This window comes from Lentzea sp. NPDC051213 (assembly GCF_044455585.1).
Lineage (GTDB): Bacteria > Actinomycetota > Actinomycetes > Mycobacteriales > Pseudonocardiaceae > Lentzea.
In genome coordinates this window covers 1,150,484-1,165,415 of record NZ_JBITEX010000001.1, presented here as the reverse complement: position 1 = coordinate 1,165,415, position 14,932 = coordinate 1,150,484, and the positions used below count along the sequence as shown (strand labels likewise).

The 14,932-nt window shown below is 69.8% G+C and carries 10 protein-coding genes; 6 read left to right on the top strand and 4 right to left on the bottom strand.

The window, feature by feature from the left end; translation table 11 throughout:
- Positions 1–27 precede the first annotated feature (27 nt).
- Positions 28–432: a hypothetical protein gene (locus ACIA8G_RS04980; RefSeq protein ID WP_396416937.1), complete on the bottom strand. Its 405-nt coding sequence runs from the start codon at positions 430–432 to the stop codon at positions 28–30.
- 53 nt (positions 433–485) lie between these two features.
- Positions 486–1,241 carry a class I SAM-dependent methyltransferase gene (locus tag ACIA8G_RS04975; protein WP_396416936.1) on the bottom strand — a complete coding sequence of 252 codons (756 nt, stop codon included), beginning with the start codon at positions 1,239–1,241 and terminating at the stop codon, positions 486–488.
- 234 nt (positions 1,242–1,475) lie between these two features.
- Between ACIA8G_RS04975 and ACIA8G_RS04970 the strand changes: the two genes are divergently transcribed.
- On the top strand, positions 1,476–1,877 hold the full coding sequence (locus ACIA8G_RS04970; protein WP_396416935.1) for a hypothetical protein: 402 nt from the start codon (positions 1,476–1,478) through the stop codon (positions 1,875–1,877).
- Positions 1,878–2,024: 147 nt separating this feature from the next.
- Positions 2,025–3,170, top strand: a complete 1,146-nt coding sequence (locus ACIA8G_RS04965) for a YncE family protein (protein WP_396416934.1) — start codon at positions 2,025–2,027, stop codon at positions 3,168–3,170.
- On the opposite strand, the gene ACIA8G_RS04960 is transcribed toward ACIA8G_RS04965, so the two are convergent.
- A complete protein-coding gene (locus ACIA8G_RS04960; protein ID WP_396416933.1) occupies positions 3,167–3,610 on the bottom strand; it encodes a YdeI/OmpD-associated family protein in 444 nt (147 codons plus the stop codon). The genes ACIA8G_RS04965 and ACIA8G_RS04960 overlap by 4 nt on opposite strands.
- 57 nt (positions 3,611–3,667) lie before the next feature.
- On the opposite strand from ACIA8G_RS04960, the gene ACIA8G_RS04955 reads away from it, so the two are divergent.
- The 4 genes from ACIA8G_RS04955 (at position 3,668) to ACIA8G_RS04940 (ending at position 7,923) form a co-directional block, all read left to right on the top strand.
- Entirely contained in the window at positions 3,668–5,482 is a 1,815-nt protein-coding gene (locus ACIA8G_RS04955; RefSeq protein WP_396416932.1) for a hypothetical protein, read from the top strand.
- A gap of 2 nt (positions 5,483–5,484) precedes the next feature.
- Positions 5,485–6,438 (top strand): methyltransferase, encoded by a 954-nt coding sequence (locus ACIA8G_RS04950; protein ID WP_396416931.1) that lies wholly within the window; start codon positions 5,485–5,487, stop codon positions 6,436–6,438.
- A 91-nt stretch (positions 6,439–6,529) separates the two neighbouring features.
- Positions 6,530–6,727 (top strand): hypothetical protein, encoded by a 198-nt coding sequence (locus tag ACIA8G_RS04945; RefSeq protein WP_396416930.1) that lies wholly within the window; start codon positions 6,530–6,532, stop codon positions 6,725–6,727.
- Between the two features lie 11 nt (positions 6,728–6,738).
- Complete coding sequence (locus tag ACIA8G_RS04940) at positions 6,739–7,923, top strand: cytochrome P450 (protein WP_396416929.1); 1,185 nt, start codon at positions 6,739–6,741, stop codon at positions 7,921–7,923.
- Between the two features lie 138 nt (positions 7,924–8,061).
- On the opposite strand, the gene ACIA8G_RS04935 is transcribed toward ACIA8G_RS04940, so the two are convergent.
- Positions 8,062–14,925, bottom strand: a complete 6,864-nt coding sequence (locus ACIA8G_RS04935; RefSeq protein ID WP_396416928.1) for a type I polyketide synthase — start codon at positions 14,923–14,925, stop codon at positions 8,062–8,064.
- Positions 14,926–14,932 lie beyond the last annotated feature (7 nt).

Genomic DNA, 14,932 nt, shown 5'->3' with positions numbered 1-14,932 from the left:
CTGTTGCCTTGCCCTTAAACGCTGTTGCTAGTCGGGGCGCGCTGACCGCTCGATGATCGCGGGCAGGGCTCGGCCGAACGAGGCCAGGCTCTTGAAGGGTTCGCCGGACAGAACCCGCTCCGCGACACCGAAGGGAAACGCCGTGGTTCCGTTCACCACCACGACGAAGGCGCTGGGCGCCTGCTCGTGCGTGGTCCACTGTCCGCCGTAGACACGGACAAGTACCTCACCGGTGTAGGCCCCAACCAACTTCCACCACAGGTCCAAGCGCTGCCCGTCCAACGGGCCCTCAGACAGCAACTCAGCGCACACCGCATCGAGTTCACCGAGACTGGTCAAACTCCAGTCCAGGTCGCGGCCGAACTGAGCCGCCACCAAACCGACACACTCCATGGCAACGTCGCGCAAGCCGATGGCGGGATCCGTGGTCATGACCGATGATCATGCCATCAGCAAGCAACTCCGAGCGACTGACTTTCATCGGTCTATGCTTTGCCGGCCACCACCATGTAGTTCTCGGCCTCAGGGTTGAACGTGCTCATTTCCATCCGAAGTCCGACCCGGCGCAACTCGACTTCGAGTTCGTCGTATCGGTAGGGCCAGCACGACAGCAGTTCCGAGCGGACAAGAACCGACCTGGCCGCATCAACCTGCGCGACTGCAATCTCGATGTGGTGCTCCTCCTCCCAAAGCGGTGCAATCTCCCAGCGGTAGACCACGACGGCATCGCGACCGTTCCGGCGGACGAGTCGGTCACTGACGTCCAGTCGGGAACCTCTGGCCCTCACGAGTTCCCACGTGCGGGAGGTGAGCACCAAGCGCCCGCCACGACGCAGAAGCCGTGACATCGACTCCAGAGCAGCAACCCTGCCTCTCGCGCCCACGGCGTGATGCAGCGAGTTGCCAACGCAGAACACCATGTCGAAGGTGGCGTCATCAAAATGGTCGGGCAACTCTTCCCAGTCCGCCCGCACTGTCCGGACAGATGCACCGAACTCCTCAGCCAACTCCGCAGTCCGACGAACCATCGCTTCGCTGGCATCAGTTGCGACAACCTGGATGCCAAGACCGGCGAGGCCAACCGCCAACTGTCCGGTTCCGCACGAGCAATCGAGGACGTGAGCGTTCGACGGCAGGAGACTGAGGACGTCATCGAACGACGCAGCGAACTCGGCCGGAGCCAGCTTCGCATCGGAGATGAGCCACTCGTACACCTCGGCAAGCGCGTCATAACCCGCCACAACTCCTACCTCCGTCACGTGGCCCACTCACGGTGGCACATCAGTACATCAGCGGAGTAAGTCGGTTCACCAATCGTTTTCGCAGGGGCAACCCGTCCGCTCATACCGCGAGGCGGGTCCTCATATGCCAATGAGCAGACGTCGGCGACGCTTGTGGGAGTCCCCCCGGACCATGCCGACGAGCGAGCGGAAACTTGGTAGCTCCAGGTGGCATTCGCCAGCGACAATTCTCGCATGAGCTGGGTTGCGAATGTGATGCTGTCGGTGAGTGGCCGGGACGACAGCACTGCCGCAGAGTTGAGTGAGTGGTTGCGCACGGACGCGCCTCGGCGAGATGAAGCGGGGACCGGCTGTGGCTTTCTCGCCCTGATCACCGACCAGGATTCATGTTGGGGCGGCTGGAAGAACCCCGAGTGCCACGTCTGGGCAGGAGCACTCAATCACGCTGATCTCGACGCGCTTGTCGCGCACGTTGGCAAGATCGACTGGAAGGCACCCCTCGCTGTCCAGCTGTTGATCATGGATCAGGAGGAGGGTTTCTTCCGGCTGTGGATGTTGCGCGGTGGGGAGTTCAGGCAGTATGCGCCCCTCCAGCCGGACGAGGACGATCCAGCGTTCTTCCCAGCGGAAGTCTGAGCCACCGCACTCTCATGCCGCTGACCGATCCGAACGGAACCCAACCAACTCAACCGGTGTAGCAAGCGCATGAGACTGGGCGCCCTTGTTCTGACAGTGTCACTGCTGGCGGCCGCATGCACTGACCCACCGGCAGCCTCAGATGTGGTGTTCTTCGACTCCGAGCACGGCATCACAGTGGCTGACAGCCGTGGAGAGGTGAAGTCCACAGACGCCACGGTGGCCAGCCCCGACTGGTCCCGTCTCTACGCCGTACGGGGCAACAAGCTGGTCACCTTCGACCCGGCCACGAACCTAGAACTGGCCAGCACGAACCTGTCCCGCCAGCTCAACGCGCAAGTCGCGTCGACCGCAGGAACCCTAGTCGCGCTCACCGCAGACAGCGCGCAACATGACGCCACCAACCCGGCTGGCAGGGAACGGACCACGATCGTGGTAGCGGACCCAAGCGGCGCGCGCCCGGCGCGGGATTTCGACCTGGCCGGCAACTTCGAGCCGGAAGCATTCTCGGCTGACGACGCCTTCCTCTTCGTGCTGGAGTACCTGCCGGCGAACGCCCCGGAGCGCTACCGGGTGCGCCGGGTAGAACTGGCCACCGGTCAGGTGCAACCACTGCTGCTACGCGACAAGCAGCTGATCCCGCCGGGCGCCGAAGAGGAGATGCGCGGCGAGGGGCGTCAGGCCGTGCTGTCTCCGGACCGCACCCGGCTTTACACGCTGTACCTGCATCAGGGCGACCACCAGCACACCCGCGACCTGCTGCCCGGGCGGCGTGGCGCGGATGGCCGTGCCGTGCACGCGTTTGTGCACGTGCTGTCGCTGAACGAAGGCTGGGCCTACTGCCTCGACCTGCCCGAGCCGTTCGGTCTCCACTCCGCCGGTGCGCACGCGCTGACCATCTCCCCGGACGGCAAACGGCTCTACATCGCTGAAATGACCACCAAGCAGATCGCGATCGCCGACACGGAAAGCCTTGCTGTCACGAAGGTTACGACGATGGAAGACGACCAGCCGGCCGGCGAAGGCACCGCGATGTCGACCTCGCCCGATGGCGGCGCTCTCTACCTCGGCTCGTCGAACGTGTTGCGGCGCCTGGATTCCGCGACGCTTCGGGTGGACGGTGCGTGGGCGATGCCCGCTGCGGTACGCGGGCTCGCGGTCAGCCCCGACGGTCGCCAGGTGCTCCTCGGCCAGGCCGGCAGCATCGCCCGCGTTGACGCCTCCACCGGCCGGATACTCGACACCTTCGCTGCTGCCGGCCTGCTCACGTTGCGCAGCAGCACAAAGCGCTAGGACAGTTCGGCGATGATCTTCTCGATTCGCCGCGCGCGGGTCTCGGGTTGCTTCGCCGCCGCCACCGCCTCGGCCCGCTGCCGCTGATTGCTGTACGAGAGCGCGGTGAACGCGGCACGGGCCGCGGGGTGGCGGTCGAGGGCCGCGGCAAGATCGTCGGGCAGCTCCACGGTGCGTTCCGCCAGGTCCGATTCCAGCGTCACCTCGATGGTGTCGCCGGCACCGACACCCGCGGCCTCGCGGTTGGCGGCGCTCAGCGGCAGCATGAAGTCGCCGCCGTACACCGCCACCGTGCTGCGGTAGGTGTGGGCGCCGATGGTCACCCGCACCTTGGGCTTCTTGCCCTGCCCGAGCGCCTCGACCACGTCTTTCGGGACGCGGAAGCCGGTCGCGGTCTTGCCATTGAGCTCGATCAGAGTGGTGAACGTGTGGCGCGTCAAGGTCCATCCTCCACAGATCGGTTGTCGACACCGCACTGTCGCATATGGTTTGCGGCCATGACGGCCACCGCACCCGACGGGTATCGCTTGCTTGACGTCGACGAGGCCGAGGAGCGCTTCCGCCTCTCCGCCGACGTCGAATCACGATTCCCGTACCGGGAGTTCAGCGACGAACAGGAGTTCCGGCTGTACGAGGGCGGCCTGCACGTGACCGGGGACTTCAGTGCGGAGACCGACGGCGACTGGGTGATGTACAACGTGATCGTCGACGGTGATCTGACCGTCGACGGCGACCTCAGCTGGTGGGATGACCACATGGGGAACTTCGTGCTCGTCACCGGGAACGTGCGGGCGCGAAACGTGCTGCTGCGCGGCAACCCGAGTGTTGTTGTGCGCGGTGATCTGCTGGTGGACAACGGCGTGTTCGGCTGTCACGGCGCGGATGGCGGGTTTCTTGACGTCGGTGGCGTCACGCGGGCGAAGACCATCGTCAACATCCGCTACTTCAAGATGACCTTCGCCGGAGGGCGGCCGGACGCGACCCTCATTGCGGATCCGAATTTCACGAGCTGCCCGGTCGACTTCGCCGATGACGAGCTGTCCGCGGTGCTGCTTCCCGCGATGGTCGACCCGGACGGTTACGTCGACGAAGGTCAGATCGAGTGGGCGTTCATGGAAGGCCGGCCGATCCTGCGCGACGGTGCGGTGCCGAGCCACCTGGCCGCACTCACCGAGCTGGATGCCTTGCTGGCTAGCCCCGAGGAGGTCATCGAGCTCGACCTGGCCGATCGCCACCTGCGCGAGTTCCCGGAGCAGCTTTTCGCGTTTCCCAACCTGCGCAAGCTTTCCCTCGCCGGCAACGACCAGATCGACCAGATCCCGGAACGCATCGCCGAGCTGACCACGCTCGAGGAGCTGGACCTGTCAGGACTGGCAGTGGATCGACTCCCCGCGGCGATCGGGCGCCTGGACAACCTGAGGGTCCTCGACGTCTCCGGCAATCCACTGCCCGACAACCTGTTCAGCATGACAAAGCTGGAGGAACTGCGGCTCGCCGGCGTGCAGCAGCTGCCCGCCGACGCCTTTGCCGCCATGCCAGAACTACGCCGGCTGGACCTGTCGGGAGGTGCGCTGACCGAGCTGCCCGAGCCCTTCTACCGGCTCCGCCACCTCCAGGCCGTCGACCTGCACGCCACCAAACTCGACCGGCCGACCCTCGATCGGCTGGCCGAGACGTTCCCGAAGGTGCAGATCGACCTGCGCCGCGTTCCGGCCCGCCGCGACGTCGACGACCCCAACTCGCGCGCCGTGCACGACCTCGTCGTCGACGGCCAGGCGAAGCTCTTCCGTGACCACGCGGCCGCCGTGCCGCTGTTCGAAGAGGCGCTCGAGCGGTGCGGCACCGGCGCCAGCTTCTCCGACCACGACCAGCTCTACGCCTACTACGGCCTCGTCTACGCCCTCAGCCGCCTCGTCGGCAGCGACGAAGGGCTGACAGACAAGCTCATCGGCTACGCCGAGCGGGCCCTCGCCCTGGCGCCTGAGCCGCGGGAGATCTGGCACTTCACCGACGAAGGACAGTTCCACGAAGAGGTCACCCGCACCGCCGGCAACACCCTGGCCTGGCACCTGATGAAGCGCGGCGAGCTCGACCGGGCACTGTCCATCGTGGATCGCGCGCTCACCTTCGGAGCCGATCCCACCTACGATTACCTCCGCGACACCAAGGTCCGCATCCTGCTCGCCATGGGGCGCACCGCCGAGGCCTACCTCATCGTCGACCACGTGCTGACCCGCCGTCCCGACTTCGGCGACTTCGCCGACTTCGTCTCGGCGCCCGAGTTCCTCCACTGGCGCGAGACCACGAGGTGACCATGTCGGAACCCGCGAACCTCGAAGCGCTGAGCGATCTGGCGACGCCCTGGTGCGTCCACGTGGTCGCCACGCTGCGGATCGCCGAACACCTGACCGAGGGACCGATGGCCGCGGACGAACTCGCGGCAGCTGCGGGCTGCGACGCGGACTCACTGGCGCGGGTGATGCGGCACCTGGTCGGCAAGGGTGTGTTCGTCGCGCCGGAACCCGGCCGGTTCGCGCTCAACGACGCCGCGCGCGGCCTGCTCGACCCGGCCCGGCGCATCAGCCTCGACCTGTACAGCGTTGGTGGGCGGATGGCGCACGCCTGGGGCACGCTGCTCTCCGTCGTCCGCACCGGTTCTCCCGCCTATGAGGAACTGTTCGGCCTGCCGTGGTGGGAGGACCTGGTCGCGCACCCGGCCATCGCGGCGGACTTCGACGCGCTGATGGGTCCGGTCGGGCACGGCACGCCTGACCCGGAGGTCCTGGTGATCGGCGACTGGGAGTCCGTGCGCGCCGTGGTCGACGTCGGCGGCGGTACCGGGGCGATGCTCACCGAGATCCTGCGCGCCCACCCCGAGGTCCGCGGCACGCTGGTCGACCTGCCCAGCACGGTCGCCCGCCGCCCCGCGGGTCTTGCCGCGGTCGGCCAGAGCTTCTTCGACCCGCTGCCCGCAGGAGCGGACCTGTACCTGCTGAAGTCCGTGCTGAACGACTGGCCCGACCGGGAAGCGCTGGCGATCCTGACCCGTTGCGCGGAGGCGGCGGCACCGGGCGGCCGGGTCGTGGTCATCGGCGGTGTGTCGCCGGAGGGCCGGCCCGACGGGCTGACCGTGGAGATGGTGCTGCTGGGCGGGCGAAGCCGGACGCTGGACGAGTTCCGCGGGCTGGCCGCCCAGGCCGGGCTGGTCGTCGAAGCGACCGGCCGGCAACCTACCGGCCGCTTCGTCGTGCAGTGCCGCAAAGCCTGATCAAGACCGGACATTCCCGGCACTAGGGGTATTCCTCGAGTTGCCGTGAGCTCCAGGACAGGGGCTCCGGGGGTGCGCCATGCTCCCGGTCATGGCGTCCGACAACCCGAGCCAGCGCTGCATCCTGTCCGTCGGCTGCTCCGAGAGCGGCCTGGTGCTCGCGCTGGCAGGGGAACCGTCGCGGCGCGGCACCCCGAACCTGTGGCCGTGGCCGAGGCTCCCGAAGGCCTGCCCTCACAACTACGACGGTGTGCCGTTCGGGCTGCATGCCCTGCCCGTTCGCTGGTAGGAGGCTGGGAAATGACCACTTCGCAGGACAAGCTGCCGTTGCTGGTGACGGAGCAGGAGGGCTTGCTGCGGCTGCGGCCGAGCGCCCAGTTGCGGGAACTGCAGGCGCAGGCGCCGGTCTGCCGGGTGCGCACGCCCGCCGGGGACGAGGCGTGGCTGGTGACGCGGTACGCCGAGGTCAAGCAGTTGCTGATGGACGAACGCATCGGGCGGTCGCACCTGGACCCGGCGACGGCGCCGCGGTACGTGGACAGCCCGTTGATGGACATGCTGCTCATCCCGGACCACGAGGCCGCGCGCGACGCGCACAAGCAGGCGCGGGCGTGGCTGGCGCCCAACTTCACCGCCCGCCGCGTGCTCAACCTGAGGCCGCGGGTGGAGCAGGTCGCTGCCTCCACTTTGGACGCCTTTGTGGAGTCCGGTGCGCCCGCCGATCTGCACGGCGGCTTCTCGTTCCCGTTCGCGTTGCTGGTGCTGTGCGAGCTGATCGGCGTGCCGCTCGACGAGCGCGACCGGCTCCTCGAACCGATGCAGCAGATGGGCGAGGTGGACAACCGGGACGGCGCCGAGGACGGGATGGGCGCGCTTTTCGACTACGCCGCGGAACTCGCCGCGCACAAGCGAGAGTTCCCCGGTGAGGACGTCATTTCGCGGATGGTGCAGAACGGCGCCACCGATGAGCAGGTCGGGGCGATCGCGGCGAACCTGTTGTTCGCCGGGCTGGAGAGCATCGCCTCGCACATCGACCTCGGGGTGGCGCTGCTGACCACGCATCCGGAACAGCGCGACGTGGCGCTGGCCAACCTGCCTGCCGCGGTGGAAGAAGTGTTGCGCGCGGCCAAGGCCGGCGGCTCGGCCCTGCCGCGGTACGCCTCCGAGGACATCGAGATCGGCGGGGTCACCATCCGCGACGGTGACCTGGTGCTGATCGACTTCACCCTGGCGAACTTCGACACGCAGGCGTTCGACGACCCGTCGCGCTTCGACGTGACGCGCTCGCCGAACGCCCACCTGACCTTCGCGCACGGCATCTGGCACTGCGTCGGGGCGCCGCTGGCTCGGGTGCAGCTGCAGGTGGCTTTCGAGACCCTGTTCACCCGGCTGCCTTCGCTGCGGCTCGCGGTCCCGGTCGAAGAACTGCAGATGCGGGGCGGCGGCCTGTCCGACGGCTTGGGCGGGTTGCCGGTCACCTGGTGAGCCCAGGCCAGAACACCTAGAACGGGAACTGCTCGCCGACATCGTCGGCGAGCAGTTCCCGTTTCTGCACCAGTTCAGCGGGAAAGCGGCAGGCCAGGCCGATCACCATGATCGGCCTGGCCTGTCAGCGGTCAGCGGTCAGCCGCGGCCGCGGCCCAGTTCGTTGTCGATGAAGGCCAGCACCTCGTCGGCGCTCGCCGCGTGGATCCGCTCCGACATCGGCGCCGCCTCCTCGGCCTTGCCCGCGCCACCGATCTGCGCGAGCAGCTTCCGCAGCCGCGCGGCCGCCCCTGCCCTGGCCAGTTCGCCCGCGTCCCTGGAGGACAGCGCGTTCTCCAGCCGGTCCAGTTCGGCGAGCAGCGACGCACCCTTGTCCGGCGCGGTGCCGAGCAGCTCGTCGACGAGGAACTCGGCGAGTGCGGTGGGCGTCGGGTAGTCGAAGACCAGCGTGGCCGGCAGGCTCATCCCGGTCGCGGCGGCGAGGCTGTTGCGCAGCTCCACCGCGGTCAGCGAGTCGAAGCCGAGCTGGCGGAACTCGCGGTCCGGTTCGATCGAGTCGGCGGAAGCGTGGCCGAGCACGACCGCCGCGTGCGTGCACAACAGGTCCAGCACGAACCGCACGCGCTCGTTCTCCCGCATCCCGATCAGGCGCTGGGCCAGGCCGCCACCGGCACGGCCACCGGCGGCGCGACGGCCGGCGCGTACCAGGCCGCGCAGGATCGGCGCGATCGGCGCGTCGGACCGGGCGTTGCCCGTCCGCACCCGCAGCGGCACCAGCACGGCGTCGTCGCGGGCGATCGCCGCGTCGAACAGGGCCAGGCCCTGTTCCAGCGACAGCGGCGGGGTGATCGACCGCTCCATACGCTCCACCGCTCCCGCGTCGAGACCGCTGGTCATGCCGCCGTCCTGCGTCCACGGCCCCCACGCCAGCGATGTGGCGGGCAGGCCGAGTGCACGGCGGTGGCGGGCCAGCTCGTCGAGGAAGACGTTCGCCGCGGCGTAGTTGCCCTGGCCCGCGCTGCCGAACACCCCGGATACCGAGGAATACAGCACGAACGCGGCCAGTCCGAGGTCCTTTGTGGCCTCGTGCAGATGCCAGGCGCCGTCGACCTTCGGCCGCATGACCGTGTCGAGGCGGTCCGGGGTGAGCGAGGCGACCACACCGTCGTCGAGCACACCCGCGGTGTGGATCACCGCGGTCAGTTCGCCGGGGATGGCGGCAAGCAGTTCGTCCACCGCCGCGCGGTCGGCCACGTCGCACGCCACCACGTCCACGTTCGCACCGTGCGCGATCAGCTCGGCCTTCAGTTCGAGCGCGCCAGGCGCGTCCGGACCACGCCGGGAGGTCAGCACCAGGTGCTTCACGCCGCGTTCGCCGACCAGGTGGCGAGCCAGTTCCGCACCGAGGCCGCCGGTACCACCGGTGACCAGCACGGTGCCTTCCGGCGCCCACTCCGGCGCCGCAGCGCCTTCGGTCACCCGCGCCAGCCTGCCCACCTTCGGCACGCCGTCGCGCACGACCACCTGCGACTCCCCCGAGGCAAGCAACGAGGGCAGCATCGGCAGCAGGTCCAGCGAGCGGTCCTCACCGTCGACGTCCACCAGCAGGAAGCTGCCGGGGTTCTCCGACTGCGCGGTGCGCACCAGGCCCCAGATCGGCGCGGTCGTCAGGCCACCTCCGCCCCGCGTCACGAACACCACTCGGGACCGGGCGAACCGGCTGTCCGCCAGGTACTCCTGGACGATGCCGAGCACGCGCCCGGTCGTCTCGCGGACGAGCTGAGGCACGTCACCGCCGGTGCCACCGGTCACCGGCACGAGCACCAGATCCGGTACGCCGTCCGGCTCGACGATGGTGTCCACAAAGGACTGAGCGGCGGAGACGTCGAACCCGGCAGACTTGACCGCCGCGCCAACGCCCAGTTCGTCGGTACCGACCACGGCCCAGCGGCTGCCGCCGGGCACAGGCGCCAGTTCGACGGGAACCGGCACCCAGTCCAGCGTCAGCAGCCCGTCCTGCTGCGTGCTCGTCGCTTCCTGCACCGCCACCAGCGGTCGCATGGCCAGCGATTCGATCGAGCACACCGGGGCGCCGTCACCGTCGGCCGCGGCCAGCGAGACCGAATCGCGGCCGGTCCGCACGAGCTTGACCCGCAGCACCGTGGCACCCGAGGCGTGCAGTGACAACCCGGTCCACGCCGCGGGCGAGAGCCCTGCGTCCAGACCGTCCACATCGGCCAGATCAACTGCCTGGGCGGCGATGGCCAGCAAGGCCGGGTGCAGGCAGAAGGAAGCCGCGTCCGCCAGGTCCTCCGGCAGTTCGACCTCGGCGTACACCGCGTCGCCGGAGCGCCACGCGCCCTGGAGACCGCGGAACGTGGTGCCCAGTTCGGAGTCGGCGTACCAGTCGCCGAGGTCCACCGGCTCAGCGCCGGCGGGCGGCCATTCGGCGGGGAACTCGGCGATCTGCTCGCCCTTGCCCAGCACGCCGGTGGCGTGCGTGGTCCAGGTGTCGAGCGAGGCGCTGGGCCGCGAGTAGATCTCGACGGCCCGGTGGCCGTGCTCGTCGGCGTTGCGGACCCAGACCTGGAGCGCGACCGCGTCGCGTTCCCCGAGCACCAGCGGAGTGGTCACGGTCAGCTCCTCGACCCGGTCGCAGCCGACCTGGTCGGCGGCGCGGATCGCGATCTCGGCGAACCCGGTCTCCGGGAAGGTCGCCACCCCGTTCACCACGTGCTCGGAGATCCACGGCAGCGCCGCGGGCGCGATCCGGCTGGTGAACACCACACCGTCGGAACCGGCCACCGGCATCGCCGCGCCGAGCAACGGGTGCTCGGCCGCGACCAGGCCGATCTCCCCGAGGTCACCGCCGCGTGCCCCGGCGGTGGCCGGCCAGTAGTTCTCGTGCTGGAAGGCGTACGCGGGCAGATCCACCCGGCGGGCCCCGGTCCCGGCGAAGACCGGCCGCCAGTCCACGGCGATCCCGTTCACGTGCAGCGTGGCCAGCGCGGTGACCGCGGCCGTTTCCTCAGGCCGATCCTTGCGGCACACCGGCACCAGCACCGCGTCGGGCGCGGATTCGGCGGCCATCGCGGTGAGCACACCGTCCGGACCGAGCTCCAGGAACGCCGAGACGCCCGCCTCGGTCATCATCGCGACGGCGTCGGCGAACCGGACGGTGTCCCGCACGTGCCGCACCCAGTACTCCGGATCGGTGACGTCCCCGGCGGTCACCACCGGGAGCCGCGGCTGCGCGAAAGTCAGCCCCGCCACCACGACCCGGAAGTCGTCCAGCATCGGGTCCATCAACGGTGAGTGGAACGCATGGCTGACCGGTAGACGCTTGGACTTGGCGAACTTCGAGGCCAGTGCCTCGGCGGCGGCCTCGTCCCCGGCGATCACCAGCGACCGCGGCCCGTTGACCGCCGCGATCGACACGCCGTCGGGCAGCGTGACCTCGTCCTCGGCCGCCTGGATCGCGATCATCGCGCCGCCGGACGGCAGCGCCTGCATCAGGTTCGCCCTGGCGCTGACCAGCCGGCACGCGTCCTCGAGAGAGAACACCCCGGCCACGTGGGCCGCGGCGACCTCGCCGACGGAGTGCCCGGCCAGATGGTCAGGCCTGATGCCCCACGACTCGATCAGGCGGTACAGAGCCACCTCGACGGCGAACAGCGCGGGCTGCGCGAAACCGGTCTGGTTCAGCGCCTCGTGGTCGTCGCCCCACATCACGTCGCGCACCCGCGGGTCGAGCTCGGCGAGCACCGCGTCGAGTGCGTCGGCGAACACCTCGAACCGGGCGTGCAGCTCGCGTCCCATGCCGATCCGCTGCGCACCCTGACCGGAGAACAGCACGCCCAGCGAACGGCCGTTGGCCGCACCTCGGGCGACCTCGGTCAGACCGTCCTGAGTGGACAGTAGAACCGCGCGGTGCTCGAGGTTCGCCCGGCTGGTCACCAGCGAGTAGCCGGTGTCCAGCGGAGCGCTGCCGACGGCGCGGATGCGCTCGATCTGCGCGTCCAGCGCGGACCGGGTGCGCGCGGACACCGTCAGCGGTACCACCTTCGGCTCGATCCGCGCCTGCTCGACCACTGGAGTTTGCGGGGGCGCCTGCTCCAGGATGATGTGCGCGTTCGTCCCGCTGATGCCGAAGGACGAGACACCAGCGCGATAAGGCCGGTCGACCTCGGGCCACTCGCGCGACGAGGTCAGCAGCGACACCGCACCCGAAGTCCAGTCCACATGGGACGACGGCTGCTCGACGTGCAGCGTGCGCGGCAACGCGCCGTGCTGCATGGCCAGCACCATCTTGATCACGCCGGCGACACCGGCCGCGGCCTGCGTGTGCCCCAGGTTCGACTTCACCGAGCCGAGCCACAGCGGTTCTTCGCGGTCACGGCCGTAGGTGGCCAGCAGTGCCTGCGCCTCGATCGGGTCACCCAGAGCGGTGCCGGTTCCGTGTGCCTCGACTGCGTCCACATCGGACGGTCGCAGGCCCGCATTGGTCAGCGCCGCCCGGATCACCCGCTGCTGCGACGGCCCGTTCGGCGCGGTCAGGCCGTTCGACGCGCCGTCCTGGTTGATCGCGGAACCCCGCACCACCGCAAGGATCCGGTGCCCGTTGCGCTGCGCGTCGGACAATCGCTCCACCACGAGCACGCCGACACCCTCGGACCAGACCGTGCCATCCGCACCGTCCGCGAACGCCTTGCAGCGGCCATCCGGCGCCAGTCCGCCCTGCCGGTCGAAACCACCAAAGCTGGACGGCGTGGTCATCACCGTGACACCGCCGACCAGGGCCAGCGAGCACTCACCGGCCCGCAACGCCTGCGACGCGAAGTGCAGTGCCACCAACGAAGACGAGCACGCGGTGTCGACCGTGACCGCCGGGCCTTCCAGCCCGAAGGTGTAGGACAGGCGGCCGGAGATCACGCTGGCCGACGTACCCGTGCCGGCGTGGCCCTCCATGTCGTCCCGCGCCCGCATCACCAGATGCTGGTAGTCCTGCCCGTTCGTGCCGACGTACACGCCGGTCTTGCTGCCGCGCAACGAGGTCGGGTCGATGCCGGCGCGTTCGATCGCTTCCCAGGTGCTCTCCAGCAGCAAGCGCTGCTGCGGGTCCATCGCCACCGCTTCGCGCGGCGAGATCCCGAAGAACCCGGCGTCGAACCCGGCGACCCCAGGCAGGAAGCCACCGTGGCCGGTGGCGCCGCTCGCCGGACCGTCGCCGGTGAGCCAGTCGGTCTCCCAGCCGCGGTCCTGCGGGAACTCGCTGATCGCGTCCCCGCCGTCGACCAGCAGCTGCCACAGGTCGTCCGGCGAGTTGACCCCACCGGGGAACCTGCAGCTCAGGCCGACGATGACGATCGGCTCGTCGGTCACCTCAGCCACTACCTGCTCATCGGGCAGGTCGTGGTCGCCGAGCAGTTCGGCGAGCAGGTACTCGGCGAGCACCTGCGGGGTCGGGTAGTCGAAGACCAGGCTGGCGGGCAGCGTCAGGCCGGTCAGCGCGGAGATCTGGTTGCGCAGCTCCACCGCGGTGAGCGAGTCGAAACCGAGGTCGCGGAACGCCTTGTCGACGCTCACGGCCTCCTTGCCGGAGTGCCCCAGCACCGCGGCGGCGCGCGTGCGGACCAGGTCCAGCACCGGTTCGACCCGCTGCTCACCGCTGCGGCCGCGGATGCCGCGCTGCAACTCGGAAGCCGCGGTCGCCGCCTCGCGGCGGTCGTTCTCGACGTCGTCCAGCACGCGCTGGGCTTCGGGCAGTTCGGCCAGCAGCGGGCACGGCCGCAGACTCAGCAGGCCGTGCAGGAGCTGCGGCTGGCGCAGGTCCGCGACCACGGTGGTGGCCGCGCCACCGGCGGCGATCTGCCACAGCGCGGTGATCGCCAGCTCGGGGTCGAGCGCGGCGGACCCGACGCGTTGCATCGCCTCGCCGGTCCGTCCCCCGTCGGCCATACCGCCACCGGCCCAAGCGCCCCAGGCGATCGAGGTGGCGGGCAGGCCGGCGGCCCGCCGCTGCGTGGCGATCGCGTCGAGCACCGCGTTGGCCGCGGCGTAGTTGCCCTGACCGGGGTTGCCGACCGAGCCGGCGACCGAGGAGAACAACACGAACGCGGCGAGGTCGCGGTTCCTGGTCAGTTCGTCGAGCACCACGGCCGAATCGACCTTGGCCGCGAACACGGCCTCGAACCGTTCCGGCGTAAGGCTTTCCACCACCCCGTCGTCGAGCACACCGGCTGTGTGCACGACCGCGGTCAGGTCCTCGATCGCGTCGAGCACGGCGGCCACGGCGTCGCGGTCCGCCACGTCGCAGGCGGTGATGGTGACCTCGGCGCCGAGAGCGGTCAGCTCGTCGCGCAGCGCATCGGCACCCGGTGCGTCCTGTCCGCGGCGGCTGACCAGCACGAGCCGATCCACCCCGCGACGGGCCAGGTCCAGCGCGACGCGCGCACCCAGCGCACCCGTTCCGCCAGTGATCAGCACGGTGCCGGTCGGGTCCCAGACCGCCCGGTCCCCCGACACCGGGACCAGCCGCCTGCCGAACACCCCGTGCGGGCGGACGGCGACCTGGTCCTCGGTCCCGGCGAACACCGCGGGCAGGCGGCGCAGCACCCGGTCGTCCAGCTGCTCCGGCAGGTCGATCAACCCGCCCCAGCGCTGCGGCTGCTCGAGCGCGGCCACCCGGCCGAGGCCCCAGACTGCGGCCTGGGCGGGGTCGAGGACCGGGTCGGTGCGGCCTGTCGACACCGCGCCTCGAGTGATTGCCCACACCGGGGCGAGTACCCCGGCGTCGCCGAGGGCTTGGAAAAGCGTTGTGGTGTCGGCGGCTCCGGCCAGCGAGAGCACTCGGGCGGGGGTGGCGTCGGACAGTTGGGCTGCCAGGGCCGCGCGGTCGGTGATCTCGACTCGCGTGGCGTCGGCGCCGAGCGAGCTGATCAGGGCGGAGGTCCAGTCGTCGTCGGTCCCGGCGGGCACCGCGACCAGCCAGCTGCCGAGCACACCGGCA

Bases quoted from the DNA above. Each gene is read 5' to 3' on its own strand.
- ACIA8G_RS04980 (WP_396416937.1), bottom strand. From the start codon at position 432: ATGACCACGGATCCCGCCATCGGCTTGCGCGACGTTGCCATGGAGTGT.
- ACIA8G_RS04970 (WP_396416935.1), top strand. From the start codon at position 1,476: ATGAGCTGGGTTGCGAATGTGATGCTGTCGGTGAGTGGCCGGGACGAC.
- ACIA8G_RS04955 (WP_396416932.1), top strand. From the start codon at position 3,668: ATGACGGCCACCGCACCCGACGGGTATCGCTTGCTTGACGTCGACGAG.
- ACIA8G_RS04950 (WP_396416931.1), top strand. From the start codon at position 5,485: ATGTCGGAACCCGCGAACCTCGAAGCGCTGAGCGATCTGGCGACGCCC.
- ACIA8G_RS04945 (WP_396416930.1), top strand. From the start codon at position 6,530: ATGGCGTCCGACAACCCGAGCCAGCGCTGCATCCTGTCCGTCGGCTGC.
- ACIA8G_RS04940 (WP_396416929.1), top strand. From the start codon at position 6,739: ATGACCACTTCGCAGGACAAGCTGCCGTTGCTGGTGACGGAGCAGGAG.